This is a genomic window from Amycolatopsis mongoliensis (assembly GCF_030285665.1).
Taxonomy (GTDB): domain Bacteria; phylum Actinomycetota; class Actinomycetes; order Mycobacteriales; family Pseudonocardiaceae; genus Amycolatopsis; species Amycolatopsis mongoliensis.
In genome coordinates, this window is the sequence record NZ_CP127295.1 from 1123705 (window position 1) to 1141656 (window position 17952).

Here is a 17952-nt window from a genome sequence, read left to right on the forward strand (position 1 = left end):
TAACGACAGCGTGTTAACGGGATGTTTCACGACGCGCCGAGGGTGACGAAGTCAGCTCGCGAGCACCGGAACGGGCTTCTTCGCCCGCGTGATGGCCAGCGAAGCGACCGACGCGAGCACCGCCAGGACGGCCGCCGAATACCAGGCCAGGTTGTAGTTCCCCAGCTGGTCGCGGACCAGGCCGGCGGCCGACGCGGCGAACGCGGCGCCGAGCTGGTGGCAGGCGAAGACCCAGCCGAACACGATCGGCCCGGCGTCGCCGAACGCGCGGACGCAGAGCGCGACCGTCGGCGGGACCGTGGCCACCCAGTCGAGGCCGTAGAACAGGATGAACGCCCACATGCTCGGCTGCACGGAGTCGGTGAACAGCTGCGGCAGCAGGGCCAGCGAAAGGCCCCGCAGCGCGTAGTAGACGCCGAGCAGGATCCGCGGGTCGACGCGGTCGGTGAGCCAGCCGGAGAAGATCGTGCCGACGACGTCGAAGACGCCGACGAGGGCGAGCAGGCCCGCGGCCGTCGTCTGCGGCATGCCGTGGTCGTGCGCGGCGGGGACGAAGTGGGTGCCGACCAGGCCGTTCGTCGTCGCGCCGCAGATCGCGAAGCCGACCGCGAGCAGCCAGAACGTCCGGGTGCGGGCGGCCTGGCCGAGCACCGAAAGCGCGCGGCGGGCCGAACCGGTCTTCGACGCCGGGCGCGCGACCTCCGCGCCGGCCGGCGCGCCGTAGGCCGTGGTGCCGACGTCGGCGGGGTGGTCGCGGATGACCAGCAGGACCACCGGGACGACGGTCAGCGCGGCGATCGCGATCACCAGCGACGCCGTCCGCCAGCCCGAGCTCACCGCCAGGTTCGCGATCAGCGGGAGGAAGATCAGCTGGCCGGTGGCGCCGGCCGCGGTCAGGACGCCGGTGACGACGCCGCGGCTGCGGACGAACCACCGGGCCGCGACGGTCGCGGCGAAGCTCATGGCCATCGAGCCGGTGCCCGCGCCGATCAGGACGCCCCAGCAGAGGATCAGCTGCCAGCTCGCGCTCATGAAGACCGTGCCGGCCGCGCCGAGGGCGATGACGAACAACGCCGTCGCCGAGACGCGGCGGATGCCGAACCGCTCCATCAGCGCGGCCGCGAAGGGCGCGAAGAGGCCGTAGAGCACGAGGTTGACCGAGACGGCGGAGCTGATCGTGGCCGTGGACCAGCCGAACTCTTCGTGGAGCGGGTCGATGAGGACGCCGGGGGCGGAGCGGAAGCCGGCGGAGGCGAGCAGCGCGACGAAGGCGGCACCGGCGATCAGCCAGGCGCGGTGCAGCTTCGGGGCAGGGCGGGTCTCAACAGTCACTCCAGCAGTCTCGCCGGGGACCCGAAGGGTCGAAAGTGGCTTGAAGGACATCATCCGCAAGGATCGAGCCACGCCGACGCGCTCAGTAGGCTCGCGGCATGCCCCGCTTCGCCCTCCTGCTCGTGCTCCTGCTGACGGCCGGCTGCACCGGATCGCCGGACACGCGCGGGCCGTTCCCGGCGGGCGCCGAACTGGTCCGCGACGCGGCCACGTCGTTCGCCTCGGTGCGCAGCGTGCACTTCGCGGCCGGCGTCAACGGCGTGCTGCCGGGCTTCCCGCTCCGGCTCATCGAGGGCGACGCCACCCTCGACGGCGGCGGGGCCGCGACCGGCACGGCCGACGTCCAGGACGGGGACGGGCACACGAAGTTCCGCTTCACCGTCCGGAACGGCGAAGTCACCACCGACCCCGACGTCGCGCGCGGCCGGATCCCCGAGCAGTACGCGGTGGGGGCCTTCCTCGGCCCGTCCGGCGGGCTCGAACGGCTGCTGAAAGGCGTCGCCGACGCCCGGACCGAGGGCAAGGAGAACGTCGACGGCGCCGCGGCCCTGCGCGTCGGCGGCCGGGTGCCCGCGGCCGTCGCGCACAGCGTGCTGCCGCAGGTCGCCGACGACATCATCGTCAAGGTGTGGGTCTCCGCGGACGGGGCCCGGCGGTTCGCCCGGCTCTGGGTGCAGGTGCCCCCGGCCGGCGACCACCTCAGCCCCGTCATGTTCGAGCTTTCGCTGACCAAGCAGAACGAGCCGGTGAACCTCGGCTAGCAGCGGGTGCCGGCGGCGGGCGGGGTCCCGTCGACCAGGTAGGCGATGCCCGCGCGGTCGACGCACGCGTTGCCTTCGAGGAAGACCGTGTGCTGGACACCTTCGTAGGTCAGCAGGACGCCGCCGAGGTCCTTCGCCAGGTCGACGCCCTGCTGGTACGGCGTCGCGGGGTCGTGCGTCGTCGAGACGACCAGGGTCTTCGGCAGGTTCCGCGGCCGCGGCGCGTGCTCGGCCGACGTCGGCGGGACCGGCCAGGTCGAGCAGATGTCCAGCTCGCTCGTGTCGGGCGTGCCGCCGGCCAGGAAGGGCGCGCCGGCCAGCATCTTCTCGTGCGCGCGGTCGATCGCGGCGCGGTCGGTGACGCGGGTGTGGTCGGCGCAGCGGACGGCGAAGTACGCGTCGATCGCGCCGCTGTAGCGGCCGTCGCGGTCGCGCTGGTAGTAGCCGTCGGCGAAGGCCAGCAGGGTCCGGCCGTTGCCCCGGGCCACCTGCGCGAGCGCGGCCTTCAGGGCGGGCCAGTCGCCGCGTGAATAGAGCCCCGCGAACGTGCCCGTGATCGCGTCCTCGAACGAGAGCTTCCGGGTCCCGGCCGGGAGGGGCTTCGTGATCAGCGGGCGGACTAGCTGCTGGAACGCTTCGGTGCTGCCGGCGAGCGGGCACGCGCACCACTTGCCGAACTCGTTCAGCGCGTCCTGGAAGCCCGCGGCCTGCGTGACCAGCGAGTCCACCAGGCCCTGCGCGGGGTCGACGGCGCCGTCGAGCAGCAGCGCTCGGACGTTGCGCGGGTACGTCTCGGCGTAGGCCGCGCCGATCTGCGTCCCGTACGAGTAGCCGAGGTAGGTCAGTTTCTCGTCGCCGAGCGCGGCGCGAAGGACGTCGAGGTCGCGTACGACGTCTCGGGTGCCGACGTTCGCGAGGAACGTCCTGCCGTACTTCGTCGCTTCGGCGCACTTCGCGCCGTACGCGGTCGTCTCGGCGAGCTGCTTCTTCACCCCTTCAGGCGACGTGTCGCTTTCGACGTCGGATGCGCGGTCCGCGTCCTGCTCGGCGTCGGTGCGGCAGGTGATCCGCGGCTCGCTCGTGCCGACCCCGCGTGGGTCGAAACCGACCAGGTCGAACCGGTCGAGCAGGGGCGCGGCGGCGGGCGTCTTCACCAGCGACGCGACCGTGGCCGTCCCCTGGCCGCCGGGACCGCCGGGATTGACGACCAGCGAGCCGATCCGCTGTTTCGCGGCCTTGTGCCGCAGCAGGCCGACCGTGACGGCCGGTCCGTCCGGTGCGGCGTAGTCCAGCGGCACGCTCAGGTGCGCGCAGTCCAGGGACTCGCCGCACGGACTCCACGCGAGCTTCTGCTGGGTGAACTTGCCCAGGTCAGGCGGCCTGGACGACGAGGAGGGCGACGGCGGCACCGGTGCCGGAGCACCCGTGCACGCCGCCAGCAGCAGGGCCAGGGCCGGCGCGGCCGCTACTGCCCGGAGCACCGGGTCCCGTCCGGCGGCACCGTGCCGTCGACGAGGTAGTCCGTGCCCGCCTGGTCCACGCACTTCACGCCCTGCAGGAACACCGTGTGCTGCGTGCCCTCGAAGGTGAGCAGCGCGCCCTTCAGGCCCTTCGCGAGGTTGACGCCGGCCTGGTACGGCGTCGCCGGGTCGTTGGTCGTCGAGATGACCAGCGTCTTCGCCAGGCCTTCGACGTTCGGCACGTGCGGCTCCGACGTGTTCGGCACCGGCCAGAACGCGCAGGCGTCGCGGGCCGCGCTCGCCGGGCGGCCGTCGTCGAGGAACGGCGCCACCTTCACGTACTCCTCCTGCGCCTTGAGGATCACGGCCGGATCGGTGACGCGCGGGTCGTCGACGCAGCGGATCGCGGTGAAGGCGTCCTGCGTGGTGCCGTACTTGCCGTCGGTGTCGCGCTCGTTGTAGATGTCCGCGAGCTTCTCCAGCGTCACGCCGCGCTGCTGCTTCAGCTCGTTCAGGCCCGAGTTGAGCGTGTCCCAGAGACTCTGCTGGTAGAGCGCCTGGATGACGCCGGTCGTCGCGTCCTCGTAGGAGAGCTTGCGGCCGTCGCCGACCTGCACCGGGAAGTCGATCAGCGGCCGGACGAGGTCCTGGAACGCCTTGACCGCGGCGTTCGCGTCCTGGCCGAGCGCGCAGTCCTGCTGGGTGGTGCACCACTTCGCGAACTCCGTGAACGCCGTCCCGAAGCCCTGGCCCTGCGCGACCAGCGATTCGACCGCGTCCTGCTCCGGGTCGACCGCGCCGTCGAGGATCATCGCCCGGACGTTCTTCGGGAACGCCTCGGCGTAGGCCGACCCGATCCGGGTGCCGTAGGAGTAGCCCAGATAGGTGAGCTTTTCGTCGCCGAGGACCGAGCGGAGGACGTCCAGGTCCTTCACGACGTCCCGGGTGCCGACGTTGGCCAGCATCCCGGTGCCGTCGTCGGTGCGCTGGGCGCACTTCGCGGCGAAGTCCTTCTCCTGCGATTCCTGCTTGAGCACGCCGGCCGGCGAGCCGTCGGTCTCGCTGTCGTCGGCGCGGTCGGCGTCGCGCTCCTGGTCGGTCAAGCAGTGGATGGCCGGCTGGCTGGCGCCGATCCCTCGCGGGTCGAAGCCGACCAGGTCGAAGCGCTTGGCCAGGCCGGTGCTCGTCGCCGGCTTGACCAGCCCGGCGGCCGCGACCATGCCCGACGCGCCCGGGCCGCCGGGGTTCACCACCAGCGACCCGATCCGGGAGCCCTCGTCCGTCGCCTTGTGCCGGAGCAGGCCCAGCGTGATGGTGTCGCCGGCCGGTTTGGCGTAGTCCAGCGGCACGGTCAGCCGGGCGCACTGGATGTCTTTCGCCTGGAACGCCGACCTGGCGTCTTCCGACGTCGCGTAAGGTGCGCAGTCGGCCCAGCTCAGGCTCTGGCCGTAGAACCGCTCCAGACCGGCGGGCACCGGCCCGGACGGCGGGTGCGACTCGGTGGTCGGCGCGGGCGGCACGGGCTTGCCGGTGGACGTGCACGCGGTCAGCGAGGCCGCTAGCAGCACGGATGTCGCAATTGCGGTGATCCTGCGACTACGGGACCTGGCGCTGGGATGAGGGAACACGGTTGGATCGTCCCATCCGGCCGCGGAACTCGAACGCACCACCGCCACGTTGGGTGGGGCAGGCCGGTCGAGCGAGAGAGAACGGGAGACCAGGGGTGGCAGCACTGATCAGCCGGGTGGGCAAGCGGCTCCGCCGGATCATCCAGCGGCCGGGCAGCGTCGAGCTGACCCGCTACGAAGCACTGCTGCCCGCAGTCGAGAAGCTCGAACCCGAGCTCGAGAAGCTCTCCGACGAGGAGCTGACCGAGCGGGCGGGCAAGCTCCGCGAGACGCTGAAGGACACCGCCTTCGGTGACGACCAGCTGATCGAGGTGTGCGCGCTGGGCCGCGAGGCCGCCCGGCGGGCGCTCGGCGAGCGCGCGTTCGACGTCCAGGTGCTCGGCACCATGGGCCTGCTCACCAAGCACGTCGTGCAGATGGAGACCGGTGAGGGCAAGACGCTCGCCGGTGCGCTGGCCGCGGCCGGCTACGCGATCCGCGGAAAGCGCGTTCACGTCGTGACGGTCAACGACTACCTGGCGCGCCGCGACGCCGAGTGGATGGGCCCGGTGTACGCGCTGCTCGGCGTTTCGGTCGGGTGGGTCGAGCCCGCGCACTCCCGCGAGGAGCGCAAGGTGGCCTACGCCAAGGACGTCACGTACGGCGCCGTCGCCGAGATCGGCTTCGACGTGCTGCGCGACCGGCTGGTCACCTCGGTCGACGACCTGGTCCAGCCGGCCCCCGAGGTCGCGATCGTCGACGAGGCGGACTCGGTGCTGGTCGACGAGGCCCGCGTCCCGCTGGTGATGGCCGGCTCGATCGACCACACCGACGCCGACGAAGAGGTCGCGAAGGTCGTCCGGCGGCTGCGGCTCAACCTGCACTACGAGACCGACAGCGAGGGCCGCAACGCCTGGCTGACCGACGCCGGCGCGTCCGTCGTCGCGAAGTCGCTCGGCCTGGAGGTCGACGACCTCTACGGCGAGACGGCTTCGGACCGGCTCCCGGCGGTGAACGTCGCGCTGCACGCGCACGCGCTGCTCACCCGCGACGTCGACTACCTCGTCCGCGACGGCAAGGTCCAGCTCATCAACGCCGCCCGCGGCCGCGTCGCCGAGCTGCAGCGCTGGCCGGACGGCCTGCAGGCCGCCGTCGAGGCGAAGGAGCAGGTCACCGCGACCGACCGCGGCGAGATCCTCGACTCGATCACCGTCCAGGCGCTGCTCGCGCGCTACCCCGAGGTGGCCGGCATGACCGGTACCGCGGTCGCCGTCGCCGAGCAGCTGCGGGAGTTCTACGAGCTCGAGGTCGCGGTCATCCCGCCGAACACGCCGAACATCCGCGAGGACCTCGAAGACCGGATCTTCGCCTCGCCGTCGCAGAAGCTGCGGGCGATCGAGGAGGAGATCCGCACGGTGCACGAGACCGGGCGGCCGATCCTCGTCGGCACCCAGGACGTCGCCGAGTCCGAAGAGCTGGCCGAGAAGCTGGCGAAGGTCGACCTCGAGTGCGTCGTGCTCAACGCGCGCAACGACGCCGAAGAGGCCGCGATCATCGCCGAGGCCGGCAAGAAGGGCGCGGTCACCGTGTCCACGCAGATGGCCGGCCGCGGTACGGACATCCGGCTGGGCGGCACCGACGGCGCCACCCGCGACGAGGTCGTCGAGCTGGGCGGGCTGCACGTCATCGGCACCGCGCGGTACCCGTCGAGCCGGCTCGACGGCCAGCTGCGCGGCCGCTCCGGCCGGCAGGGCGACCCGGGCAGCGCGATCTTCTTCGCCAGCCTGAACGACGAGCTCGTGCTGTCCAACGCGCCGGACGTGCCCGAGGGCATCGTCGACGACGAGGAGACCGGCGAGATCGTCGACAACGCGGCGCTGCGGCAGCTCAACCACGCCCAGCGCGTCGCCGAGGGCGTCGACCTGGAGATCCACCGCAACACCTGGCGCTACACGCGGCTGATCGAGCGGCAGCGGCGTGACCTGCTGGTGCACCGCGACAAGGTGCTTCGCACCGCGTACGCGGCGGAGCAGCTGGAGAAGGCGCACCCGGAGAAGTTCGGCGAGCTGAAGGAAAAGCTCGACGACCAGGAGAAGCTGGAGCAGATGTGCCGCGAGGTGCTGCTGTTCCACATCGACCAGCTGTGGTCGGACCACCTGGCGTACCTGACCGACGTCCGCGAAAGCATCCACCTGCGGGCGCTGGCCCGGGAGACGCCGCTCGACGAGTTCCACCGCGCGGCGATCCCGGAGTTCCACAAGATCATCAACGAGGCGAATTCGCGGGCCGCGAAGACCCTCGAAGAGGCCGAGCTGACCGACGAGGGCATCGACCTCGGCGAAGCCGGCGTCCGGCGGGCGAACACGACGTGGACCTACTTGGTGCACGACAACCCGTTCGACTCGGACTTCGAGCAGACCATCAAGAAGGTCCGGAGCATGATCAAGCGGAAGTAGCCGTCCGCTCGAAAACCCCCGCCCGGTTCGTCCGAGCGGGGGTTTTTTCGTTGGCCGCAACCGGAAGAATCGACGCCATGCGCAAGATCCCGACGCTGTTCCGGCGCGATCCCGAAGACCTTCGCCGCGTCACCCGCGAAGTGCACCCCGCGTGCCAGTGGGTGCTCGACGGCCAAGGCGTGGCCACCCGCAAGTACGACGGCACCTGCGTCCGGCTCGACGAGTCCGGCACCTGGTGGGCGCGGCGCGAGGTGAAGGCGGGCAAGAGCGCGCCGGCCGGGTTCGAGGCCGTGCAGACCGATCCGGAGACGGGGAAGACGGTCGGCTGGGAGCCGGCCGAGCAGTCGTCGTTCGCGCCGTTCTTCGAGGAAGCGCACGAGCGGCTGTTCGGGGCGGCGCCCGGCACCTACGAGCTGTGCGGGCCGAAGATCAACGGCGACCCGGAGCAGCTCGGCACGCACCGGCTGGTCCCGCACGCGACGGCGCAGGAGTTCGCCGGCGTCCCGCGCGACTTCGACGGGCTGATGAAGTGGCTGCTCGAGCACCCGGAGTTCGAGGGCATCGTCTGGCACCACCGGGACGGCCGGATGGCGAAGCTCAAGCACCGCGACGCGGTCGCGTCGACCTAGCGTGGCATTTCGCCCACATTCGCTCGGCTGACCGGGTGGCCGTGGGACAGAATGGCGGCATGCCGCAACTGCGCATCGCGCTCGCCCAGGTCAACCCCACCGTCGGCGACCTCGACGGCAACGCCGACCTGCACGTCGACTGGACCCGCCGGGCCGCCGAAGCCGGCGCCCACGTGGTGGTCTTCCCCGAGATGTCCCTGACCGGCTACCCCGTCGAGGACCTCTCGCTGCGCAAGACCTTCGCCGCCGCCTCCCGGCAGGGCGTCGAGTCCCTGGCTCGCCGCCTCGACGAAGCGGGCTGCGGCGACGTGCTGACCTACATCGGCTACCTCGACCTCGACGAGGTCGGCCCGCGCGACGCGGCGGCGGCCCTCTACCGCGGCGAGGTCGTCGCGCGGCAGTTCAAGCACCACCTCCCGAACTACGGCGTGTTCGACGAGCACCGCTGGTTCAAGCCGGGCACCGAGCTCGACGTCGTCCGGTTCCACGGGCTCGACATCGGCATGGTCATCTGCGAGGACATCTGGCAGGACGGCGGCCCGATCTCGGCGCTGGGCCGCGCGGGCGTCGACCTCGTGGTGGCGCCGAACGCGTCGCCGTACGAGCGGTCGAAGGACGAGCAGCGGCTGCCGCTCATCGCGCGCCGCGCCGCCGAAGCGGGCGCGCCGCTGGTCTACACCAACCAGATCGGCGGCCAGGACGACCTCGTGTTCGACGGCGACTCGCTCGTGGTCGCCGCGGACGGCACGGTGCTGGCGCGCGCGCCGCAGTTCGTCGAGCACCTGCTCGTGCTGGACATGGACCTCACCGCGGGCGGGCACGCCGGCGACGGCGAGCTCGAAGGCCTGCACGTCCGGCGGCGCGTGCTCGGCGAAGAGCCGGTGCCGGCGTACGAGCCGACGGCCGAGCGGGTGATCAGCGAGCCGCTGTCGGACGAGGCCGAGGTGTGGTCGGCGCTGGTCGTCGGGCTGCGGGACTACGTGCACAAGAACGGCTTCACGTCGGTGACGTTCGGGTTCTCCGGCGGCATCGACTCGGCGGTCTGCGCGGCACTGGCCGCGGACGCGCTGGGCGGGGACAACGTCTACGGCGTCTCGATGCCGTCGAAGTACTCGTCGGGCCATTCGAAGGACGACGCGGCCGACCTCGCGCGGCGGATCGGGGCGCACTACCGCGTCGAGCCGGTCGAGGACATGGTCCGGGTGTACGTCGAGCAGCTTTCCTTGACCGGGCTGGCCGAGGAGAACATCCAGGCGCGGACACGGGGCATGCTGCTCATGGCACTGTCCAACTTGGATGGACACTTGGTGCTGGCCACCGGCAACAAGACCGAGCTGGCCGTCGGGTACTCCACGATCTACGGCGACGCGGTCGGGGCGTTCGCGCCGATCAAGGACGTCTTCAAGACGCACGTGTGGCAGCTCGCGCGGTGGCGCAACGCCGAAGCGGTGAAGCGCGGCGAGACGCCGCCGATCCCGGAGAACTCGATCTCGAAGCCGCCGTCGGCCGAGCTGCGGCCGGGGCAGGTCGACACGGACTCGCTGCCGGACTACGCGCTGCTCGACGACATCCTCGACGACTACGTCGAGGGCGACCGCGGTTACGCCGACCTGGTTTCCGCGGGGTTCGAGCCGGAGACGATCGACCGCGTGGTGCGGATGGTCGACAAGGCCGAGTACAAGCGGCGCCAGTACCCGCCGGGTACGAAGATCACGTTCAAGGCGTTCGGCCGTGACCGCCGGCTGCCGATGACGAACCTGTGGCGCGAGGGCAAGGCCTGAAGTCCGTGAAGGACTCCTTACCGGCATCTTGAGCCGGTAAGGAGTCCTTCACGGCTTTCAACTCAACGCGACCTGACGGCCCTCCGGCGTCCTCAGCGCGGCCGTCAGGCTTGCTTTCGCCGCGCGGCGGACCAGGAGTTCCAGGCCGAGAGCGTCCGTCGCCGTCCGGACCGAGTCCGGGTCCGGGTGCGTGCCGGTGACCATCAGCAGCGGGATCGACGGCAGGCCGCGCGTGGTCGGGTGCGGCGTCGCGCCCCAGTCGATGAGGAACGGGTGGAGCGTGCCCGGGGCGCTCGGCGGGGTCAGGCGCCAGCGCAGGACTTCGCCGTCTTGCGTCTCGCGGGACATCTCCCTCGCGTCGCCCGGGTCGAAGCCGTGGGCGCGGGCGTTCTTGATCGTGGCGTCGAGGTCCGTGGTGCGCACCGCCCACGCGACGAGCGCGGGCTCGGTCAGGCCGTCGATGCCGAAGGGGCGCGGGTTTTCGGGCTCCGGCTGCGCCGGATCCGGCCCGATCACCTCCAGGTACATCCCGGCGCCGAGGTCGGCGAGGTGGTTGGCGGTGCCGAGGCCGACGTGGCTGCCGCCGGGCGCGGGCGTGACGCCGGTGAGTGCGGTGACCCGGGCGACGGCCTCGGCGAGGTCCGGCCCGGCGTAGACGAGGTGATCGAGCACGAGCGACATCATCCCGCGCCGACGGCGCTCGCCGCATCGACCATTCCGTGGCCGTAGTAGGTCGTGCCGGCCGGCGTCTCGCGGCAGACGGTGTCGGGGCACGAGAGCGGCGTCGCCGTCTCGTAGAGGGCGCGCTTGATCCGCTCGGCGCTCCAGCGCGGGTGCTCGCTCGCGATCAACGCGGCGACACCGCTCGCGTGCGGCGCGGCCATCGACGTCCCGCTCGCCGAGCGGTATTCGCCGTTCGGCCAGGTCGACCAGACGCGCGCACCGGGGGCCGCGACGCTGATCCGGGACGCGGAGTAGTTGGAGAAGCTCGCCTTCAGCAGCTTTTCGTCGAGCGCGCCGGTGCCGACGACGCCGGGCAGCTCGTGCGGCAGCCGCGTGCACGTCGGATCGATGCGGCGGTCCACCGGGGTGCTGTCGGCCGGGCTCTCGCGGTCGACCGAGCGCGTGTCGAGGTCGATCCCGGCGTTGCCTGCCGAGGCGACCACGAGGACGTTCCGGCGCTGGGCGTAGGCGACCGCGCGGCCGACGGCGAGCTTGGCCGCGGCCTGGTCCGGCTGGTCGTCGCAGTTGTAGCGCCACGGGATCGAGCGGTAGCTGTTGTTGGTGACGGCGAAGCCGTGCTCGGCGGCCCAGACGAAGCCGCACACCATGCTTTCGGCCGTCTCGGTGTCGTCGAGTTCGGCGAGCTTCACCGCGGCGATCCGGGTGCCGGGCGCGACGCCGACGACGCCGGTTCCGGTGCGGGCCGCGGCGATCGTGCCCGCGACGTGCGTGCCGTGACCGTCCAGCGTCGGCCGCCAGGCGCCGGGGCTGCGGTCGGCCCAGCCGGAGAGGCAGGACACGGAGTTCTTCGCGTCGAAAGCCGGTTTCAGGTCCGGGTGGGTGTCGTCGACGCCGACGTCGAGCACGCCGACGAGGGTGCGCCTGCTGCCTTCGGTGACCTGGTGCGCTTCGGGCAGGTGCAGCGCCGGGACGTCCCACGAGGTTCCCTCGGGCGGCACCTGGCCGGAGTTCGGCGAGTCCGGCCCGGTGTAGCGGACGTCCTTGCGGGGCGCGAAGAACTCCTTCGGGATCTTCGCGGTGCGCGTCGCCCCGACGGCGTCGATGCCTGGCGTTCGCCGGACCTTCGCGGCGAAGTCGTCCCTCGCCGTGTACGCGACGACGACGCCGATCTGCGGGTACGCGGCGACGACGGTGCCGCCGGCGTTCCGCACGGCCAGTTCGGCCCACCACGTGGTGTGGGCGACCACGACGTGCGGCATGACGAGCGGGTCGGCGGTCGCCGTCGCCGGGACCGCACTCAGGCCGAGCAGGACCGCTGCCACCAGCATCGCGCGTCGCACCGACTGCCTCCCCGAACTCGGCAAACCACCCAAACCGAACCTAGCGATCATTCGCGTCCGCGGTACCCCTCTTCGGTCGTAGGCTGATCGCATGACAACGAGGTTCACGGTGTTCGACACGGCGATCGGGCCGTGCGGGCTGGCGTGGCGCGACGACGTCGTGATCGGGACGTCGCTGCCCGACGGCGGTGCGGCCGGCCTGCGCGCCCGGCTGGCCGGACGGTTCCCCGGTGCTGTCGAGGGCCCGCCGCCACCACCGGTGCGAGCGGCGGTCGACGGGATCGTCGCGCTGCTGGCCGGCGGGCGCGCGGACCTGACTTCGATCCCGCTGGACTTCGCGGGCGTGCCGGAGTTCAACCGCCGCGCGTACGAGATCGCGCGGGCCGTTCCGCCGGGCAAAACCCTGACCTACGGCGACATCGCGCACCGGCTGGGGATGCCGGGGTCGGCGCAGGCGGTCGGGCAGGCCATGGGGAGCAACCCGTTCCCGATCATCGTGCCGTGCCACCGGGTCACGGCGGCGGGCGGCAAGGACGGCGGCTTCTCGGCCCGCGGCGGCGTCGCGACGAAACGCCGGATGCTCGTGATCGAGGGCGCGCTGGCCGACGAGCCGACGCTGTTCTGACCGGCCCACACCGCCGGCTCACGTGATCCTGGAGCCGACACGCGTGATTGCGGGGTCGACACGCGTGATTGCGGGGTCGACACGGCCCGGCGGGAATCGCCGCCGGGCCGGAGCCGGGTCGTGAACGGTGCCGGGAAGGTCAGGCGGGCTGGGTTTCCGGGCTCCAGGGCTTGACCCACGGGGTTTCCGGCCAGCCCTCCGCCGCGGCCATCAGCGGGATCGCCGTGCCGCCGTCGACGTGCTCGCGGATGATGTCCGCGTGGCCCGCGTGGCGGGCCGTCTCCTCGATCAGGTGCAGCAGCACCCAGCGGACCGACCACGCCTCGACGTCCTGCGGGTACCACGGCACGCCCTTCGGCACCGGGACCGCCTGGCCGAGGTCCTCGATCCCCGCGATCACCTCCGCCGTGCGGGCCGCGACCTCGTCGTAGCGGGCCAGCGCGCCCGCCAGCGTCTCCCCCGGGCCCAGCCGGTACCCCGCCTGGTACTCCGCCATCGCCTCGGCGAACGGCTTCTGCGGCAGCTGCAGGATGATGTCGAGCCAGCCGTCCTCCGTCGAAGCCACGTGCTTGACCAGGCCGCCCACCGACAGCGAGCTCTTCGTCGGCGTGAGCCGCGCCTGCTCGTCCGTCAGCCCGTGGGCCGCCACCTTCAGCACGTGCCGCTGCTGTTCGAGGTAGCGCAGCAGCCCGTCACGCTCGTCGGCCACCGGGGGCACGTTTCCCGCCATCGAGATCATCTCCTTCGCGTTCGTCACCGGAATCGTGCCACCGGCCACCGACGTTTCCGGCACAACGACAAAAGTCCCTTGGTTTGTGCGCAAAGTAACCAGTGTCAACTTCGTCCATGTACTTTGCCGGTAGAATTGCGGACGTGTCGACCGAAAACATCCCCACCGGTGCGGAGCTGGCCGACGCGCTGCGGCGCATCACGCACGTCCTGCGGCGGTACGCGGGCGCGCCCTACGCCAAGCGCGGCTGGCCGACGGCCCAGGTCCAGCTGCTGCTGATGGTCGACCTGCTCGGCGACCGGCCGCGGATGGGCGAGGTCAAGCGCCGCCTGGGCGTGACCGGCCGGGCGATCACTTCGGCCGTCGACGCGCTCGAGCGGGACGGGCTGCTGCGGCGCGAACCGGACCCGACCGACCGGCGGGCGAGCCTGCTGGCCGTCACCGACGCCGGCCGCACGCGGCTCGCGGAGATCGAAGAGATCCAGCACGGGCACGCCGACGAGACGTTCAGCGTGCTCGACCCGGTCGAGCGCAAGACTCTCCTGGAGCTGCTCAGCCGCCTCGAGGAGCATGTCGCGGCGCGGGCTTGATGAAGGCGTACGCCCCGCCGACGCCGTACAGGACGGCACGCACCACCTGCTCGACCCGGCTGACCACGCCCTCGCCGGCGTCCAGCTGCCGGGCGAGCACGAGCGCGGCCCAGGTGACCAGCACGACCACCAGGCCGGCGACGGCGAGCGCCCGCCAGCCCGGCGGCCACCACAGGATCAGGCTGACCACGCCGACCGCGAGCACGACGGTCGCCAGCGACGAGAGCACGACGCTCTGCGCCGGGTAGGCGGCCTGCAGCAGCGCGACCACGCCGAACGCGCTCACCGAGATCGAGCTGAGCCGCGCCGTCCACTGGACCGGGCCGAGCCGGTGCAGCGGCGGCCCGGCGAGCACGAACGCGAGCCCCGAAACGGCGAGCAGGATCCGGAAGACCGGCGGCCCGGCGAGCAGCGCCTCGACCGGGTCCCCGACCGGGGACACGCCCGTGGGCAGGAAGAACTCCAGCAGCCAGCCCGAATACGCCAGGACGGCGACTCCCATGAGGAGGGCCGAGGCAATTCGAGCCGTGCGCACGAGGCACACATTAAGCGACCTCCGCCGCCTTGGCCGCATCGCGTGTTCAGGTCGACCGAGTCGTTATGCCTGCGGTCGGACGAAGGGGAACAGGACCGTCTGGCGGATGGAGGCTCCCGTGAGCATCATCAGCAGCCGGTCGACGCCCAGGCCGAGACCGCCGGTGGGCGGCATGCCGTGCTCCAGGGCCAGCAGGAAGTCGTCGTCCAGCTCCATCGCTTCGACGTCGCCGCTGGCCGCGCGCAGCGACTGCGCCTCGAGCCGCCGCCGCTGCTCGATCGGGTCGGTCAGCTCGGTGTAGGCGGTGCCGACCTCGGAGCCGAACGCGATGAGGTCCCAGCGCTCGGCCAGCCGCGGGTCCTCGCGGTGCTGGCGGGTGAGCGGCGAGACGTCGGTCGGGTAGTCCGTGTAGAACGTCGGCAGCACGGTCGCGCCCTCGACGAGGTGCTCGAACGCCTTGAGCACGAGGTCGCCGTGGCTCGGGTCCTCCCCCACCGGCACGCCCGCGGCGAGGCACAGCCGGCGCAGGTCGGCCACGGACGTGCCCGAATCGACCTGCTCCCCGAAGGCCGCCGAAACGGCGTCGTGCACGGTGACCACCGGCCAGTCGCCGGAGATGTCGTGTTCGACGACCTTGCCGTCCGGGCCGGGCCTGCGCACGACCTGAGCGCCGTACGCGGCTTCGGCCGCGTGCTGGACGAGCTCGCGCGTCAGCGTCCGCATCGTGTCGTAGTCGGCGTACGCCTGGTACGCCTCGAGCATCGTGAACTCGGGGTTGTGCGTCGCGTCGACACCTTCGTTGCGGAAGTTCCGGTTCAGCTCGAAGACGCGCTCGACGCCGGCGACGCACAGCCGCTTCAGGTACAGCTCGGGCGCGATCCGCAGGTACATCCGCATGTCGTAGGCGTTGATGTGCGTGACGAACGGCCGGGCGTTCGCGCCGCCGTGGACCGTCTGCAACATCGGCGTCTCGACCTCGAGGTAGTCGGCGTGGTGCAGCCGCTCGCGCACCGCGCGGACCACCGTGGACCGCAGGCGCAGCATGGTCGTCGAGTCCGGGTTGACCGCGAGGTCGAGGTAGCGCTGCCGCACCCGCGTCTCCGGGTCGGTGAGGCCCTTCCGCTTGTCCGGCAACGGGTGCAGGCACTTCGCGGTGACCGTCCACTCGTCGACGAGCACCGAGAGCTCGCCCCGCTTCGACGTCACCACCTGGCCGCTGACGCCGACGTGGTCGCCGAGGTCGACGCCGGTCCGCCAGCCCGTGAGGTCGAGCTCGCCGGCTTCCAGCATCAGCTGGATCTCGCCGCTGAAGTCCTTGACGCGCGCGAAGCACAGCCCGCCGAGCGTGCGCATCGCCAGCACGCGCCCGGCGATCCGGACGCGGTGGCCGGTGGCGGTGTCCGGCTGCAGGCCGCCGAACTTCTTCACGACATCGCCGATGTGGTCGTCCCGGCGGAACCCGACCGGGTACGGGTCGATCCCGGCTTCGCGCAGCTTGGCGAGCTTGGCCATCCGGACGCGGACCTGCTCCGGACGCCGCACCGGCTTCGCCGCCGGGACCGCCGCGGACTCCTCGATCTCCCGGACGCGCGCGACGAAGTCGTCGCCGACCGTCTCCAGCCGCAGCGATCGCGCCCGTCCGGTCGGGACGAACCCTTCGAGCGCGCCCGCGACGATGCCGACGCGCGGGAGCCGCCGCGCCGAGGAGTAGCAGAGGAACCGCGGCTCCCACTCCGGGCCGTACTTGGCGTTGGACCGGTACAGCGATTCGAGCTGGAAGAACCGCGACGCGAGGCTGAGGATCCCGCGCCAGGCCCGCAGCACCGGGCCGGCACCGATCCGCTCGCCCTCGGAGAAGACGGCGCGGAACATCGCGAAGTTGAGCGAGATCCGCTGCGCGCCCAGGTGCTGCCCGGCCGCGACGACCTCGGCGATCATGTACTCGTTGAGACCGTTTTCGGCGTCGCGATCGCGGCGCATCAGGTCCAGGGAAAGCCCGCGCCGGCCCCACGGCACGAACGACAGCAGGCCGCGCAGGTCGCCGTGGGCGTCGTAGGCCTCGACCATCACGCTGCGGCCGTCGCTCGGGTCGCCGAGCCGGCCCAGCGCCATCGAGAAGCCGCGTTCGGTCTCGGCGCCGCGCCAGGCCTGGGCGCGGACGAGCAGCTCGGCCATCTCCTCGGCCGGGATCTCGCCGTGGCGGCGGACGCGCGAGGTGTAGCCGGCGCGTTCGATGCGCTTCACGGCCTGGCGCACCGAGCGCCGCTCCGGCCCGGCGAGGCTGAACTCGCGGATGTCGAGCACCGCCTCGTCGCCGATCTCCAGGGCGCGCAGGCCCGCGTCGGTGTACGCCTTCGCGCCGCGCTCGCTCGCCCCGAGCACGCCGGGCGTCCAGCCGTACGTGCGCGTCTCGTCGAGCCACGCGCGGACGGCGTCCGGCCACGCCTCAGGGTCACCTATCGGGTCGGCGCTGGCGACGCTGGTGCCGCCGAGCACGCGGTAGGTGACCGCGGCGCGGCCGTTCGGCGAGAACACGACGCTCTTGTCGCGCCGGGTGGCGAAGTAGCCGAGGGAGTCGTCCTCGCCGTGCTCGGCGAGCAGCTTGCGCACGCGAAGCTCTTCTTCGTCCGTACGCAGGCGACGGCTGCGTACGCCGCGGAAGAGCTGGTACAGCGCCGCGGTGGCGACGGCGGTGGCGCCGAGGTCGAGGAACACGTCGAGCCAGGCCGGTCCCTCGCCGACCCCGATCCGGCGCAGCTGCAGGTTCTCGCCGGTGGCGTGGTTGACGACCCAGGCGAACCGCTCCCACGAGTCGCCGAGGTGGCCGGGAAACGCTTCCGCGAGCGCCCAGCCGACCAGGATGATTGCGGTGAACCCGCCGAACAGCATGGTCAGGCCGTCGCGCCAGGCGCTCGGCGCGAGCCGGGCCGGGAACGCCGGGCGCAGGGCGAGCAGGAAGAAGATCAGGGCGACCGACAGGACGTCGGCGACCGTGAGGGCCCACAGCTGGACCGGGATGTGCCGGACCTGCTTCGACCCCAGCGAGAGCAGCTCGGGCGACCACAGCAGCGTCGCCTGCAGGGCGAGGGTGAGCACCAGCCCGGCGACCTGGAACAGCACGAGCGTGTACAGCGCGGCCTTCTTGCGGCGGCGCAGCGCGCCGCCCAGCACGACCAGCAGCAGCACCATCACCAGGCTCGCGCTGGTCGGCACGCTCAAGCTCGAGAAGGCCATGTCGATGCCGTTGAGCAGCCGTCCGTGCGGGCCGTTCGTGAACAGGAGGAACACCGAGAAGACCGCGGCCAGCTGGACCACGGTCGCGATGATGCCGCCTGCTTTCGCCTTCCAGGCGGGGAGGCGCGGGCGCGTGCTCGCGAGGGTTCCCATCGTTGCTTTCGTCGCCTTTCGCGGCCGATCTGTCG

General features: G+C 71.9%; 14 protein-coding genes. 6 read left to right on the plus strand and 8 right to left on the minus strand.

The window, feature by feature from the left end; genetic code table 11:
- Nucleotides 1-51 precede the first annotated feature (51 nt).
- Nucleotides 52-1332 (minus strand): MFS transporter, encoded by a 1281-nt coding sequence (locus QRX60_RS05180; RefSeq protein ID WP_285999655.1) that lies wholly within the window; start codon nt 1330-1332, stop codon nt 52-54.
- A gap of 98 nt (nt 1333-1430) precedes the next feature.
- Between QRX60_RS05180 and QRX60_RS05185 the strand changes: the two genes are divergently transcribed.
- Nucleotides 1431-2093, plus strand: a complete 663-nt coding sequence (locus QRX60_RS05185; RefSeq protein WP_285999656.1) for an LppX_LprAFG lipoprotein — start codon at nt 1431-1433, stop codon at nt 2091-2093.
- Here the strand turns inward: QRX60_RS05185 and QRX60_RS05190 are convergent.
- Nucleotides 2090-3574, minus strand: a complete 1485-nt coding sequence (locus tag QRX60_RS05190; RefSeq protein ID WP_285999657.1) for an alpha/beta hydrolase — start codon at nt 3572-3574, stop codon at nt 2090-2092. The two genes, QRX60_RS05185 and QRX60_RS05190, sit on opposite strands and share 4 nt — an antisense overlap.
- Nucleotides 3559-5121 (minus strand): alpha/beta hydrolase, encoded by a 1563-nt coding sequence (locus QRX60_RS05195; protein WP_285999658.1) that lies wholly within the window; start codon nt 5119-5121, stop codon nt 3559-3561. The genes QRX60_RS05190 and QRX60_RS05195 overlap by 16 nt, the downstream gene beginning before the upstream one ends.
- A gap of 155 nt (nt 5122-5276) precedes the next feature.
- On the opposite strand from QRX60_RS05195, the gene secA2 reads away from it, so the two are divergent.
- From secA2 to QRX60_RS05210, 3 genes are all read left to right on the plus strand, one after another.
- Nucleotides 5277-7616, plus strand: a complete 2340-nt coding sequence (gene secA2 / locus QRX60_RS05200) for an accessory Sec system translocase SecA2 (protein ID WP_285999659.1) — start codon at nt 5277-5279, stop codon at nt 7614-7616.
- 77 nt (nt 7617-7693) lie between these two features.
- The gene (locus tag QRX60_RS05205) at nt 7694-8245 is read left to right on the plus strand and encodes an RNA ligase 1 family protein (RefSeq protein ID WP_285999660.1); all 552 of its coding nucleotides are present in this window, start codon (nt 7694-7696) and stop codon (nt 8243-8245) included.
- A gap of 59 nt (nt 8246-8304) precedes the next feature.
- Nucleotides 8305-10026: an NAD+ synthase gene (locus QRX60_RS05210; protein WP_285999661.1), complete on the plus strand. Its 1722-nt coding sequence runs from the start codon at nt 8305-8307 to the stop codon at nt 10024-10026.
- A gap of 57 nt (nt 10027-10083) precedes the next feature.
- Here QRX60_RS05210 and QRX60_RS05215 read toward each other — a convergent pair whose 3' ends face one another.
- Nucleotides 10084-10698: a VOC family protein gene (locus tag QRX60_RS05215; RefSeq protein WP_332845825.1), complete on the minus strand. Its 615-nt coding sequence runs from the start codon at nt 10696-10698 to the stop codon at nt 10084-10086.
- A gap of 8 nt (nt 10699-10706) precedes the next feature.
- Complete coding sequence (locus QRX60_RS05220) at nt 10707-12050, minus strand: S8 family peptidase (RefSeq protein WP_285999662.1); 1344 nt, start codon at nt 12048-12050, stop codon at nt 10707-10709.
- Between the two features lie 91 nt (nt 12051-12141).
- On the opposite strand from QRX60_RS05220, the gene QRX60_RS05225 reads away from it, so the two are divergent.
- The gene (locus QRX60_RS05225) at nt 12142-12675 is read left to right on the plus strand and encodes a methylated-DNA--[protein]-cysteine S-methyltransferase (protein ID WP_285999663.1); all 534 of its coding nucleotides are present in this window, start codon (nt 12142-12144) and stop codon (nt 12673-12675) included.
- 139 nt (nt 12676-12814) lie between these two features.
- On the opposite strand, the gene QRX60_RS05230 is transcribed toward QRX60_RS05225, so the two are convergent.
- Nucleotides 12815-13405 carry a DinB family protein gene (locus tag QRX60_RS05230; protein WP_286003505.1) on the minus strand — a complete coding sequence of 197 codons (591 nt, stop codon included), beginning with the start codon at nt 13403-13405 and terminating at the stop codon, nt 12815-12817.
- A 143-nt stretch (nt 13406-13548) separates the two neighbouring features.
- Between QRX60_RS05230 and QRX60_RS05235 the strand changes: the two genes are divergently transcribed.
- Nucleotides 13549-13995 (plus strand): MarR family winged helix-turn-helix transcriptional regulator, encoded by a 447-nt coding sequence (locus tag QRX60_RS05235; RefSeq protein WP_285999664.1) that lies wholly within the window; start codon nt 13549-13551, stop codon nt 13993-13995.
- On the opposite strand, the gene QRX60_RS05240 is transcribed toward QRX60_RS05235, so the two are convergent.
- Together QRX60_RS05240 and lysX are read right to left on the minus strand one after the other, a co-directional pair.
- A complete protein-coding gene (locus tag QRX60_RS05240) occupies nt 13958-14497 on the minus strand; it encodes a hypothetical protein (protein WP_285999665.1) in 540 nt (179 codons plus the stop codon). The genes QRX60_RS05235 and QRX60_RS05240 overlap by 38 nt on opposite strands.
- Nucleotides 14498-14593: 96 nt before the next feature.
- On the minus strand, nt 14594-17917 hold the full coding sequence (gene lysX / locus QRX60_RS05245) for a bifunctional lysylphosphatidylglycerol synthetase/lysine--tRNA ligase LysX (RefSeq protein ID WP_285999666.1): 3324 nt from the start codon (nt 17915-17917) through the stop codon (nt 14594-14596).
- Nucleotides 17918-17952 lie beyond the last annotated feature (35 nt).